We start from the raw sequence: 13,314 nt of genomic DNA, 5'->3' as shown, positions 1-13,314 counted from the left end.
TTGATTAGTCTATATTCAAAAAAATTCACTCAACGTTCTGCCGAAATATCTTTTTCGGTATTTACAAAAAATTTATCCTACATTCAGTGAAATGAAGATGGATATTAATGTTTAATATATCACAGTAATGAGACATTAGTCGGCTAATTATCAAAATACTAAATTTATGTATTTAAAGTTTTTGATAAATTTAAATGAAAAATAATAGGTTATAGATTACTTATTACTTAGGCTTTCTGAACATTTTCTTCTTCCAACAACTTTTTTTCTGCTCCTTCAGGATCAAACTCTCCTTCCCATCGGGCAATTACAGCAGTAGCTAAACAATTTCCAATAACATTTACCGTAGCACGAGCCATATCCATTAACGTATCAATTCCTAATATCATTAGGATGGGCCATTCTTGCAGATTAAAAGTACTTGCCGTACCCATTAAGATAACTAAAGAAGCACGAGGCACCCCGGCTACACCTTTGCTGGTTACGATTAAGGTAAGTATCATAATTAATTGGGTAGTAAAAGATACATGAACCCCCGTTGCTTGTGCTACAAATATAATGGCTAAGGATAAATATAAAGTAGTTCCATCTAAATTAAAGCTATACCCGGTCGGCATTACAAAAGCAATCACTTTTCGAGGAACGCCGAGTCTTTCCATCGCAATCATGGCTTTAGGTAGAGCAGCTTCTGAACTAGCCGTTGAAAAAGCTAAAAATGCCACATCTTTAATTTCTTTGATAAATCGTTTTATTGGCATTTTTATAAGTAAAGCTATCGGAAGAAATACGATGAGAACAAATACGATGAGAGCACCATATAGAGTTAATAACAACTTAATAAGTGGAATTAAGGCATCCAGTCCCATATGTGCAATAGTATAAGCCATAGCGCCCAAGACACCGAAAGGGGCAAAATACATGATGATATTAGTAAATTTAAACATCGTATCGGCAAGACTATCTGTAAAATTTACTAAATACATTCGCTTTTCTTTGGTTACCATTATAAGGGCTACTCCAAATAAAATACTAAATATGACGATTTGTAATACTTGCCCTTCAGCGACAGACTTTGCTATATTTTCAGGGAAAATATGCAGTACAATATCCTCCCAAGATTGGGATGCGACTTGTGGTAATTGTTCATGGGCTATATTTATTTTTTTTGTTCCTACTCCTGCTTGAGTGAGGTTAATGGCTGCTAATCCGATAAAAAGCGCAAAGGTAGTAACGATCTCAAAATAAACCAGAGATTTCCAACCCATTCTACCTACTTGTTTAATATCTGAATGACTGGCTATACCATGAACTAGGGTTGCAAATATCAAAGGCGCAATAATCGTTTTTATCAGCTTAAGAAATACTTTACTTAATATATCGAGTTTTCCGCTAACTCCCGGAAAATCATACCCTAAACAAGCACCAACTAGTAACGCTACAAAAATCCATATGGTTAAATTTTTCTTTTTAAATGCAAAGATGATTATTGAAATCATAAATAACCAACGACAAGCGAAAAAAAGAGATTCCGGAATAACTCCAAAAAAGTAGTTGATCAGGTACAGTGCGCCTGTAATAGTAATAAAAATAAAAGGGAGAATATTAAAAAAACGAGATATATTCATGTAAGTTTATGATTTTTTATAAAATTTTACGAAATTATTACCCATTTATAGATAATAATTTAACAAATATATTAAAATAAAATTTTTTATAAAAACTCTTACATGAATATTAGCATTTTATTTATCCTTTTTAACAATAAATTTATTACGTAAAATTTCTAAAATGGCAGGCAAAATAGATACTACAATAATTAAAATCATTAATAGAGGTAAATTATTTTTAACCCATCCAATGTTACCTACAAAATATCCCAAGAATAAGAAAATAAACACCCATACAACGCCTCCTATAATATTATAGGAAATAAAGTATTTATAACTCATACGTCCCATTCCGGCAACAAAAGGAGCAAAGGTTCTAACAATAGGAACAAAACGGGCAAGTATAATGGTTTTGCCTCCGTGTTTTTCATAAAATTCATGAGTCTTTTGAAGATAGCTTTGCTTAAATATTTTAGAATTGGGATTACTGAATAGTTTATGTCCAAAATATTTTCCTATCTCAAAATTGACCGTATCACCAATAATAGCTCCAACCACAAATAATAGGGCTAATAAATAGATGCTAAATTCATCACTGGAAGCAGCAAGAGCTCCCGCGGAAAATAATAAAGAATCACCGGGTAAGAAAGGGGTAATTACTAATCCGGTTTCACAAAAAATGATTAAAAAAAGAATAGCATAAACCCAATTTCCGTAGTTGCGCATTAATTCATCTAAGTGAACATTTATATGAAGAATAAAATCAACTAAATAGTGTAAAGTTTCCATGAATAATATATTGATACTTGTTATTTTAATAAATAGTAATAAAAAATAGTAAAATTTTTAATTAAGATTGCAAATATAGTAAAAACGAACAGGCAAGTTAAATGAAATAAAAATAAAACACTCTACCATAATTCTTTTTATATAATGACAAAATGTCGTTAAAAAAGAATATTTAAATCAAAAATAAGACAAAATGACATGATTTTAAAATTTGCTTTTTATCTAAAAGGTTTAGTTTTAATAAATTACAATTCTTTTTAAGTATTTGGTCTGTAATTTGAAAATCATAAAACATAAAAATCTTAAAAAAATAAATAAAAGTTATGGCAGATTTAATTAAAAGCAACAACAAAAGTTTCGGAAATTTATTAGATGAATTTTTCTCAAATGCTCCTGCATGGAATAAAGCAGAAGTAAAATTTCCACCTGTAAATATTTCTGAAGATAAAGCTAATTTTGAAGTGGATTTATACGCTCCGGGATTGAAAAAAGAAGATTTTAAAGTTAATTTAGAAAAAGGATTACTAACGATTAGCTATGATAAAAAAGCTGAAACGCATAATAAAAAATCTCACAGAACTGAATATTATCAGTCCAGCTTTAAACGTAGTTTTACTTTAGATGATAGTAATATAGATGCAGCCAAAATACATGCTACCTATCATGATGGAGTTTTAAAATTAGTTTTACCTAAGAAAGAACAAACAGAAATTGCACCGAAACAAATTGAAGTAAAATAAAATTTTACTTATATATTTACCTATCAATATTTATAGTTAGTTAAAGGGGTTAAAGTTTTAATGCTTTAGCTCCTTTTTTATGTGTAATAGCGCGGAAATAAATCTATAAAAACAACATTCATAAAACCCATTATTTGGTAAGAGGTATTGTTCGAGGAGTATATTTTGAAGCCAATTCACTAAAAAGCTTAATATGTTCAGGAGTTGTTCCACAACATCCACCCAAAATATTCACCAGTTGATTTTCCAAATATAATTGAACTTTTTCAGCCATCATTACCGGCGTTTCATCATATCCGCCTAAAGGATTGGGTAATCCGGCATTAGGATAGGCGCTAAGGTAAAAAGGAGCTTTATTAGCCAATATTTCCAAGTATTGAAAAAGTTGTTCAGCACCCAAAGCACAGTTTAACCCAATGGATAATAAAGGTAAATGTGATAAAGAAACTAAAAAAGCTTCCGTCGTTTGTCCGGATAATGTTCTTCCCGCCGCATCAGTAATTGTGCCTGAAGCCATTAGGGGGAGTTTTTTGCCGGTTGTATCGAAAGCTTCCTCAATACCAAAAAAAGCAGCCTTAGCATTTAAAGTATCAAAGATTGTTTCAACTAAAAGAATATCCGCTCCGGCTTGAATAAGAGATACTGCTTGTTCTTTATAAATTTCCGCTAAATAATCAAAATCTACCTCACGATAGGCAGGATCATTTACATCTGGAGAAATAGAAGCGGTTTTTGAGGTCGGGCCCATGGAACCGGCAATAAAAAGAGGTTTTGTTCCATTTTTGTTCCAATATTCCTCTCGGGCCTGTTTAGCCACTTGAACAGAAGCAAGGTTAAGTTCATGTACCCAATCTTGCATATCATAATCAGTCATGGAAATTCGGTTCGAATTAAATGTATTCGTTTCGATAATATCAGCTCCCGCCTCAAAATATTCCAAATGAATATTTTTAATAATATCCGGTTGTGTAATGGACAACAAATCATTATTTCCCTTTAAATCTGTTTTCCATTCCCTGAATCTAGTGCCTCTATAATCTTCTTCATTTAATTTATAACGTTGAATCATGGTTCCCATGGCTCCGTCTAAGATTAGAATCTTATGTTTAATGAGTTCTTCTATTTTCATGTTACAAGTTACCTGCATACAAAAGTACATAAAACATTATAAGTTTCTTAAAATTAGAATTCTTATAAACGCTTTGTGTATACACTTGTAATTAAACAGATAAATACAATTGAATAAATAAAAAAGGATTGAAATGAGAATATCAAGAGTAGTTTATGAGCAAAAAAAACAGACTGAATTTAAATTCAGTCTGTTTTTTACTATTATATTTATTGAGCGATAAACTCTAAATTTATTTGCAATTTAACTTCATTGCTCACTACCAAACCTCCGGCTTCAGTCATTTGACTCCAGTTTAAACCGAAATCTTTACGATTTAATTTTCCTGTAAATTCAAATCCGGCTCGTTGATTATTCCATGGATCTTTGATGATTCCTCCAAAATCTGCATCTAAGGTAATTTCTTTACTTACGTCTCTGATAGTAAGGATGCCCGTGATTTTATTGTCTTTAACACCCGAATTACTTGTAAAAGTCAATTTAGGATAGTGAGAAACGTCAAAGAAATCTTCCGATTTTAAATGAGTATCTCGATCAGCAATTTTTGTATTGATAGAATCAACATCGATGGAAAAATCAAATTTTGCATTTGAAAAATCATCACTTTCAGATTCTATGGAGCCTTGAAATTTGGTAAATTCTCCGGTTACGGTTGATATTACCATGTGCTTTACTTTAAAGAAGATCTCGGAGTGAGCGGGATCAGTTAACCATTTTGTTTGCATGTTACCTTTTTTTTATTAGTAATGAATAATCTTTTTAACTATTGATACTTATAGATCAGATATTTTTAAAACATATACTGTACCATAATATGAATAAATGATAAAGGATAATGGTTATTATTTTTAATTGATTTCTTAAAAGAAATTAATAGAAATTTTTTATTGTTTTTCCAAAGCAATTGTTTAGGTAGTAATAATTCAATAATTTAAGATTCCGAAAACATTTACAATGATAATAAGTGATTGGATATTATTTTCTCTTTTGATTTTCTTTTAAAAACAATTTTTCCGAGATGGGCACTATTTATTACTGATATTATTATAGGAATAAGTAGGAGATCAAAGTAAAGAAAAATATTTTCCGGGTAGAGTTTCAATGATGTTTTTAAGTTCTAATTGTAACAAAATCGGCATGAGTTGAAACGTAGGTAAACTTAATTCTAAAGATAGAGCATCAATTTGCAAATTTCCTTTACGTTTTAACAATTCAATAATTTTTAATTCTTGATCTGTGAGATCAATCCATAATTCTTGTTGTAAATTTTTTATAGGAGCTTCTCCAAATAAGGATACCACATCTTCAGGTCGGGTGAGTATTTGTGCTTCTAAGTTTCTGATAAGCTGGTTGCATCCCTGGCTGCAAGCATCCGTAACTTTTCCGGGCAAAGCAAACACTTCACGATGATACGAATTAGCAAATTTTACTGTGGAAATGGCACCGCCTCCGTATCCTGATTCTACAATGACCGTTACAGAAGACAACCCGGCAATGATACGGTTACGCTGTATAAAATTAGCTTTTTCGGGTTTAGTATTAGGTGCAAATTCACTAAGGATTCCTCCGTTTTGTACCATTCTTTCCGCTAATCCTTTGTGCTGTGGTGGATAAAGAGTAGATAGGCCGTGAGCAAGTACTCCCAGAGTGGGAATGGCAAGTTCATTAGCTTTCTTATGAGCGCATCCATCCACTCCTAAAGCCAATCCACTGACAATATTGATTTTTTTGTTTTGAAAGCATTCTACTAATTTTTTTGTAAAATTTTCGCCATAAGAGGTCATCTTACGAGTTCCTACAATGCTTACTGCAGGTAGCTTCCAATTTATAGCACCTTTATAATAGAGCATTACAGGAGCGTCCGAACATTCCTTTAATAAAGTAGGATAGGAATCATCCCATAAATGCACTATTTGAATATTATTAGTAATGCAATATTCAAACTCTTTATAAGCTTGATCTAAAAGCGATTGATTACCTAAATGTTGAATGGTTTTATGACCTATATGATACACAGAAAGCAATTCTTGAGAAGTTGCAGACCAAACTTTTTGTGCGCTTCCGAAATGGCTTATTAATTTTTTAATCGTCATATCGCCAATAAGAGGACACATTCGTAGGGCAATGAGATATACAATTTCCTGATTCATTAGTAAATAGCTTTTTCAATAGTCTTGATAAAGATAAAGAAAAAATATCGATGTAATAGAATTTATGGAAAATGTGACGGCTATATTTTTATAAATCAAATTAAAAAATCAACCTTTTCAACAGATTTTAGTAATAATAAAAATTTACTTAATCAGGTAAACCATCAATTCGAATAGGAATTTAAATTGCTTGATTAGCAAGGAGGTCGTCAAATATTTGGTTCAATTCTTCTAACGTAAGAGCTGAAAGCAATTGAGTTTTATAGATTTTAAAATTAGGAATTCCCCTAAAATAATTAGAATAATGTTGACGCATTTCTAAAAGGCCGGTGCGTTCGCCTTTCCATTCCACTGACCAAGCAGCGTGATTTTTAACAGCTTCAATACGTTGTTGCAAATCGGGTGGTGGAAGCTCTTCTCCGTTTTTCAGATAATGTTTAATTTGGCTGAATATCCAAGGATTTCCAATAGCAGCTCTTCCAATCATGATACCGTCAACTCCATAGGTGTCTTTATATTCCATCGCTTTTTTAGCAGAGTTGATATCACCATTACCAAAAATAGGAATTTTAATTCTTGGATTGTTTTTAACCCGCGCAATATGAGACCAATCGGAGTGCCCTTTATACATTTGAGATCGTGTTCGGGCATGGATGGTCAGTGCTTTTATTCCTTCGTCTTGCAAACGTTCAGCAATTTCATCAATGGTAATGGAAGATTCATCCCAACCTAAACGGGTTTTTACGGTTACCGGAAGATGAGTGCTTCGTACAACAGCTCGAGTTAAACGAACCATCAAATCAATATCTTTCAGTACTCCCGCACCTGCTCCTTTGCAGGCTACTTTTTTAACCGGGCATCCAAAATTAATGTCAACTAAATCAGGTTGTACGGTTTCAACTATTTTGGAAGATAGAGACATAGCCTCTTCATCTCCGCCAAATATTTGTATTCCTATAGGACGTTCGTAATCGAATATATCAAGCTTTTTCTTACTTTTTATGGCATCTCGTATAAGACCTTCTGAGGAAATAAATTCGGAATACATAAGATCTGCTCCATGCATTTTACACAAACGACGGAAGGGAGGGTCGCTCACATCTTCCATAGGTGCCAAAATAAAGGGAAAGTCTGGTAATTCTATGTTTCCTATTTTAATCAATTATTTAAAATTTTTGCAAAGATATAATCTGCCATTTAAAATACCTAAAGTCTGTAAAAAATACAAGGGTATGAAAAAATTATCGGGTTGAAAATTAAAAATTTATATCCCAAATACCTACAGTTCTTTCCAATCTTACTAATGCAGAACAGAAATTATATAAGGTTTGATAATAATTTTCCTGTACATCATTATACGTTCTTTGTGCGTCTAAGACTTCAAGAAGCGACGTATTACCTCTCTTATAGGAGTAGATTTTACCCTCAAGAATGGACTTGGACTCGGAAAGCAAACCATTGGAAAACTGCTGCATTTGTTTTTTGGTATTTACATAATTTTGATACGCCTGAGTAACTTCAGTTTGAATTTGAAGTTCCACTTGCTTATATTCTAAATCTGCTTGTTGAATGGTATAATGTGCTGTTTGCACTTCCCCTTTTCGGTTGTTTAAAAAACGAAGAGGTATGGAAAGTCCGGCTGTTACACCCGTATGATACGGCGAAGGCGCTTCTTCATTGGTAGCTTTTCCGTTAAATTGCATTCCGGCATTAATTCCTAAATCCATTACCCGATTGGCTTTCGCTAACTTCAGCATTTTTTGTGAAACTTCTTTATTTTGTAAAGCAGCTTGTAGATCGGCACGATTATTTTGTGCGGTCGTTATCAAATCAGCTAAATCAAAATCTCTGTTAAAGTCGGTAAAATTACTTTTAGCCGTATATAAAGTATCTTTTTGAGATTTACCCATTACTAAATTTAAGGCAAGTAAAGAGTTTTTCCATTCCGACTCGGCTTTAAATACCTCATTGAGCATAAATTGAGCTTCCAACTTACTTTGTTTAGAATCTGTTAGAGTAATATCTCCTAATTTATATCGAATGCTGTCGGATGCGGCTAAATTGGATAATGTTTTATAAGAATTGAGTTGTACATCCAACAGGTTTTTATTCTGAATACATTCGAGAAACTGCAAAGAAGCATCCGCATATAAATTTCGCAAGTAATCTTGTAACAAATAACGATTTAAATCAACTTGACTTTTAGCTAAATCGATACGGGCTTTTCGTTTTCCTCCCAGCTCAATAGTCCATCCTAAGCCGGTTTCCAAATTGTTACCCATATGTTTTTGGTTGCTGTTTCCTTCTATGTGCCATTCCACATCAGGAATAATTTTCGCATTTTCAACCTCGGCTTCAGCGAGATTTACCGTATATTTTTGTGCAGCATATTCCAAATTGTTATTCTTAACCTGCTGAATAAAATCAATATAGTTCAGTTGTTTTTTAGCAAAGGTAGTATCAACAACTTGAGCCGGTACTATTAACGGTATAAACAGGAGACATATGAATATCGATAGAATCTTATACATTGATTTCATAAATTTCAGATTTTAAATTTCTTCCGTTTGTTCATCTTTTCCCCATTTGTTTTCTATAATATAATATAGAGCCGGTAAGGCAAACAAGGTAATAACAGTTGAAAATAATAGTCCATATACAATTACGGTAGCCAAAGGACGTTGTACATCCGAACCAATACCCGTAGCTAAAGAAGCCGGGAGCAAACCTAAAATAGCCACTGTTGCGGTCATTAGTACCGGTCTGAATCGATCTTTTGCACCCAATAGTACCGCTCGGAGAAGTGTTTGTCCTTGTTTTCGTAAAAAGTTTATATGCGAAATCATAATTACGCCATTTTGTATAGCTACTCCCGATAAAGCAATAAATCCAACTGCTGAAGAAACATTTAAAGTCATGCCCCTTACATTTAATGCTAACATTCCGCCAAATAAAGCCAAAGGAACAATGCTCATCAGCAAACCGGCTTGCCTGAAATTTCCGAAGGCACTATATAATAAGATAAACATAATTCCCAAAGACAAAGGAATGATAAAGGCCAAACGAGCATAAGCCCTGTTTTGGTTTTCAAATTGTCCTCCCCATTTGATATGGTATTTTTCGTGATTATATTTTACTTCTTTTTCTATTTTATGTTGTGCTTCTGCTAAGAATTTACCTAAGTCTCGATCTCGCAAATTAAGTTTTACCGTTAAATGCCTTTTATTCATTTCTCTCGTAATGGTACTTTCTCCGGTACTTAACTTGATATCACAAACTTGTGATAATGGTATTTTGGCTCCTGTTTCAGAGGTGAGCATCAAATTTGAAATTTTATCAGGCGTATTTCTGCTGTTTTCATCATATCGACAGATGATATCGTATACTTTATTTCCTATAAAAATTTGAGAAATGGCTTTCCCGCCAATGGCTACTTCGATAAGCTCTGCAACATCCGCTACATTTAAACCGTATTGAGCAATTTTGTCCCTGTTTGCAATTATTTGAAGTTGAGGTAAGGGCGGTTCTTGATCGATAGCTATATCTACTGCTCCTTTAACAGTTTTTAAAGTTTTCATAACATCCTCGGCAATTCTTCGGGTTTCCCCGAAATCATCTCCGTAAATTTTTACTACCAGCTCACTATGAGCTCCGGATATTTTATCCATTACCCCATCAATCATAGGTTGAGAAAACCCGACGGTAAAACCGGGAAGTTTTGAATATTCTTTTTCCAGTTCAGCGATAAGGTCGTATTTGGTTTTTCCTTTTTTCCATTCCTTGTAAGGCTTTAATCCAATAGAAACCTCAAAATGAGATGCCGTCCATGGGTCGGTACCGTCGTCATTTCTACCGGCTTGTACCGTAATATAAGTTACTTCATCATATTTCATCGTACGTGCGCGTAACGTATCGCTTAATTCTTTAGACTTTTCGACGGAAATACCCGGCGGAAGCTGAACTTGAAGCCATATGGATCCCTCATCCAAAGGAGGCAGAAAATCTTTTCCAACATAAAAAGCCAGTAGAAAAGTAACTCCCAGTAAAATTCCTAAAGGAAGAAATATTTTTTTCGGAGCTTTCATAATCCTTTGTATGTTTATAAAATAGCGATCGGTCAGTTTTTCCAACCATTTATTATGATAGAGTTTTTGGGGCTTTCTGTATATAAAATAGGCCAATCCGGGAATCAGTAATAAGGCAACGAGAAGGGCACCGAATAAAGCATAGCTGACTGTAAAAGCCATCGGAGTAAATAATTTTTTTTCAACTCTTTCGAAGGCAAAAAGAGGCAGATAAGCAGTAATAATGATGATGGTGGAAAATAAAATAGGTTTTGCAACCTCGGCAGCCCTTTGTGCAATGGTTTTTTCTTGCAATTCTTCATTAGGTTCTTCTTCTCGTTTCCGCAATATGGTTTCCATCATAACGATGGCACCGTCTACAATGATTCCAAAATCTATAGCTCCCAAAGAAAGCAAATTTGCCGGAATATGTGTGAAGTACATCAATATGAAAGCAATGAGAAGGGAAAGAGGAATGGTTACGGCAACCAACAAAGCACCTCTCCAACTTCCTAAAAAAACAATTAGTACGACAATAACCAATGACATCCCTTCAAACAGGGTGTGCGAAACAGTATTCAAGGTGGTGTTCACCAATTCGGTTCTGTCTAAAAACGGATGTATTTTTACGCCTTCCGGTAAGATTTGAGTATTCAAATCGTTTACTGCTTCATGAACTCCTTCTAAAACCTTAGATGGATTTTGTCCTTTTAATAAAAGTACGATTCCTTCAATACTCTCAGAATAGTTTCTTTTTTTATCTGTATAACCTAAAATTCCTTTTCGTTCAATGTTTCCGTATTTAAGCTTTCCTATGTCATTTAATAAAATAGGAACTCCATTTTCCGATTTGACTACTATTTTACCGATATCTTCCAGGTTTTTAACTAATCCGATTCCACGAATAACATATCCTAAATCTCCATGAGGTAAAATACTTCCTCCTGCATTAACATTGTTATTTTCAATGGTTTTAATGACTTCTCCTAACGATAATTGATACTGATCGAGTTTTTTTGGATCCAGCTCAATTTGAAACTGGGTAGTAATTCCTCCGAAATTTGTTACATCGGCAACTCCTGCTACTTGCTTAATTCGTGGAATAATTACGAAATTTTGCAGATCGGTCAATTCGCGTAAATCGTGCGTTTTACTTTCTATAATGTATCGATAAATTTCTCCAATAGGTGAAGTTAATGGGTCTAATTCGGGAGTTGCCTCATAAGGTAATTCTACATCATTTAATCGTTCCTGTATTCTCATCCTCGCCCAATAATCATCTACACCGTCTTCAAAAACGATGGTAATAATGGAAAGTCCGAAGGTACTTTTACTACGCATTACATGCATTCCCGGAAGACCGTTTAGTGCCCGTTCCACCGGAATGGTTATTTGTTGTTCTATTTCTTCCGCCGCTAATCCGGGAACTTGGGTGACCACTTGAGATGTTACATCTGCGATATCCGGATAGGCTTCAATGGAAAGGTGCTTCCAGGAATAATACCCGAATAGGGCAAGCATAACAAAAAGGGCAACCAGTACCCAACGTTTGTGTATAGTTGTTTGAATAAGTTTATTCATGTTTTTCTTTTTGTTTTATTGGGCTTCCAGTAAATATATTCCTCCTTCGGTCACTATATTTTCTCCTGCTTTAATTCCCTTTTTTATTTCGGTTTTGTCTTTTGAAATATCTTTGGTTTCAACTTTTTTCTTGATGAATTTATTTTTATCAATTTGTACAAATACAAATTGATCATCGTTTACTTGATAGATTGCTCGGGTAGGAACTGTTAAAGTTTCTTCCGGTTCATTTTTAAAATGAACGTTTACATACATTCCCGGCTTCAGGGATCTGTCCGAATTGTCGCATTCTATCAAAACTTCAACACTTCGGGTGTCTTCATCCACCATTTCATTGACGTGAAATATTTTGCCGGTTATATTTTTATCGGGAAAAGCGTCTGCCTGTATGGTAACTTCTTTTAGTTTATTAATGAATCCTAAGTCTTTTTCTTTTATTTGTCCGGCAATCCATACTTTATTTAATTCTGCTATGGTGGCTATTGGTTCAGCTTCTTCTTTGATATATTGACCGATAACTATTTTGCTGGTAATAATTTCCCCTTTAATTGGAGAGGTAACGACTAACGGTTGCCCTAATTTTAAACTGCCGGGATTTATATTAAAAACTTTTAAAGCAGCTTTTGCATTTTCAAGTGCGGATCTTTTGGTTTCGTAATCGGTTTTAGCTTCTTCTACCACTCGTTGTATTCCTACTCCGTGATCTAATAGGTCTTTTTGTCTTTTAAGATTTAAATTTGATAAGGAATATTCTTGTTGTGCTTCAAAATAATCTTTTTGAGCGTTGAAATATTCGGGAGAACTAATGGCAAATAGAGGAGAACCCACGTCTACCTTTTGTCCCAGCTTTACAAAGGATTGGGTAATTCTGCCTGCAAACGGAGGTACTATTTCCGCATAACCGGTTGGTATGGCTCTGACGACTCCTACGGTTGCTAAGTCGGGACTTAACCATTCACTTTTTACGGGTTCTATTTTTAAGTGATTTTTTATGTTAGAATTATCCGGTAAAATAATTGTGTTTCCACTAACAGTAAATTCCGGCTTTTCTTCTTCTGTATTTTGTTTATGGCATGAAAAAGTTATAAAGCATAATCCTAAAATTAGTAAGTTGATGTTTCGGATTTTTATAGTTTTCATATTTTCCGCCTTTTTTAAAAATTCTTAATTTTTTTTGTATACAAAAATAAGGTAACTAATTGTTAATGAATATTAAAAAAGATTTAAAAAAAAATTAGAATTTTATTAGAAAAG

10 protein-coding genes are annotated in these 13,314 nt (G+C 33.7%); 1 reads left to right on the top strand and 9 read right to left on the bottom strand.

What is annotated here, in order from left to right; genetic code table 11:
- Window positions 1-227: 227 nt before the first annotated feature.
- A complete protein-coding gene (locus C4S75_RS01965; protein WP_105296650.1) occupies window positions 228-1,625 on the bottom strand; it encodes a dicarboxylate/amino acid:cation symporter in 1,398 nt (465 codons plus the stop codon).
- Between the two features lie 117 nt (window positions 1,626-1,742).
- Window positions 1,743-2,396, bottom strand: a complete 654-nt coding sequence (locus tag C4S75_RS01960; RefSeq protein WP_105296649.1) for a DedA family protein — start codon at window positions 2,394-2,396, stop codon at window positions 1,743-1,745.
- A 323-nt stretch (window positions 2,397-2,719) separates the two neighbouring features.
- On the opposite strand from C4S75_RS01960, the gene C4S75_RS01955 reads away from it, so the two are divergent.
- On the top strand, window positions 2,720-3,136 hold the full coding sequence (locus C4S75_RS01955; RefSeq protein WP_105296648.1) for an Hsp20/alpha crystallin family protein: 417 nt from the start codon (window positions 2,720-2,722) through the stop codon (window positions 3,134-3,136).
- A 130-nt stretch (window positions 3,137-3,266) separates the two neighbouring features.
- Here the strand turns inward: C4S75_RS01955 and C4S75_RS01950 are convergent, their stop codons facing one another.
- The 7 genes from C4S75_RS01950 to C4S75_RS01920 all read right to left on the bottom strand — a co-directional run bounded on the left by C4S75_RS01950 (window position 3,267) and on the right by C4S75_RS01920 (window position 13,200).
- A complete protein-coding gene (locus C4S75_RS01950; protein ID WP_105296647.1) occupies window positions 3,267-4,265 on the bottom strand; it encodes a homocysteine S-methyltransferase family protein in 999 nt (332 codons plus the stop codon).
- Window positions 4,266-4,474: 209 nt separating this feature from the next.
- On the bottom strand, window positions 4,475-4,990 hold the full coding sequence (locus tag C4S75_RS01945; RefSeq protein WP_105296646.1) for a YceI family protein: 516 nt from the start codon (window positions 4,988-4,990) through the stop codon (window positions 4,475-4,477).
- A gap of 339 nt (window positions 4,991-5,329) precedes the next feature.
- Window positions 5,330-6,415, bottom strand: coding sequence for a DNA-processing protein DprA (dprA, locus tag C4S75_RS01940; RefSeq protein ID WP_105296645.1), 1,086 nt, complete (start codon window positions 6,413-6,415; stop codon window positions 5,330-5,332).
- Between the two features lie 181 nt (window positions 6,416-6,596).
- A complete protein-coding gene (gene dusB / locus C4S75_RS01935) occupies window positions 6,597-7,577 on the bottom strand; it encodes a tRNA dihydrouridine synthase DusB (RefSeq protein ID WP_105296644.1) in 981 nt (326 codons plus the stop codon).
- A gap of 94 nt (window positions 7,578-7,671) precedes the next feature.
- On the bottom strand, window positions 7,672-8,955 hold the full coding sequence (locus C4S75_RS01930; protein WP_105296643.1) for a TolC family protein: 1,284 nt from the start codon (window positions 8,953-8,955) through the stop codon (window positions 7,672-7,674).
- 12 nt (window positions 8,956-8,967) lie between these two features.
- On the bottom strand, window positions 8,968-12,060 hold the full coding sequence (locus C4S75_RS01925) for an efflux RND transporter permease subunit (RefSeq protein WP_105296642.1): 3,093 nt from the start codon (window positions 12,058-12,060) through the stop codon (window positions 8,968-8,970).
- Between the two features lie 15 nt (window positions 12,061-12,075).
- Window positions 12,076-13,200, bottom strand: a complete 1,125-nt coding sequence (locus tag C4S75_RS01920) for an efflux RND transporter periplasmic adaptor subunit (protein ID WP_105296641.1) — start codon at window positions 13,198-13,200, stop codon at window positions 12,076-12,078.
- Window positions 13,201-13,314: the final 114 nt, after the last annotated feature.

Source organism: Apibacter sp. wkB309, from assembly GCF_002964915.1.
Classification (GTDB): Bacteria; Bacteroidota; Bacteroidia; order Flavobacteriales; family Weeksellaceae; genus Apibacter.
Note: the sequence above shows the minus strand (reverse complement) of the source record. Positions and strands in the feature narration are given on the sequence as shown.

Bases quoted from the DNA above. Each gene is read 5' to 3' on its own strand.
- C4S75_RS01965 (WP_105296650.1), bottom strand. From the start codon at position 1,625: ATGAATATATCTCGTTTTTTTAATATTCTCCCTTTTATTTTTATTACT.
- C4S75_RS01960 (WP_105296649.1), bottom strand. From the start codon at position 2,396: ATGGAAACTTTACACTATTTAGTTGATTTTATTCTTCATATAAATGTT.
- C4S75_RS01955 (WP_105296648.1), top strand. From the start codon at position 2,720: ATGGCAGATTTAATTAAAAGCAACAACAAAAGTTTCGGAAATTTATTA.
- C4S75_RS01950 (WP_105296647.1), bottom strand. From the start codon at position 4,265: ATGAAAATAGAAGAACTCATTAAACATAAGATTCTAATCTTAGACGGA.
- C4S75_RS01945 (WP_105296646.1), bottom strand. From the start codon at position 4,990: ATGCAAACAAAATGGTTAACTGATCCCGCTCACTCCGAGATCTTCTTT.
- dprA (WP_105296645.1), bottom strand. From the start codon at position 6,415: ATGAATCAGGAAATTGTATATCTCATTGCCCTACGAATGTGTCCTCTT.
- C4S75_RS01930 (WP_105296643.1), bottom strand. From the start codon at position 8,955: ATGAAATCAATGTATAAGATTCTATCGATATTCATATGTCTCCTGTTT.
- C4S75_RS01925 (WP_105296642.1), bottom strand. From the start codon at position 12,060: ATGAATAAACTTATTCAAACAACTATACACAAACGTTGGGTACTGGTT.
- C4S75_RS01920 (WP_105296641.1), bottom strand. From the start codon at position 13,200: ATGAAAACTATAAAAATCCGAAACATCAACTTACTAATTTTAGGATTA.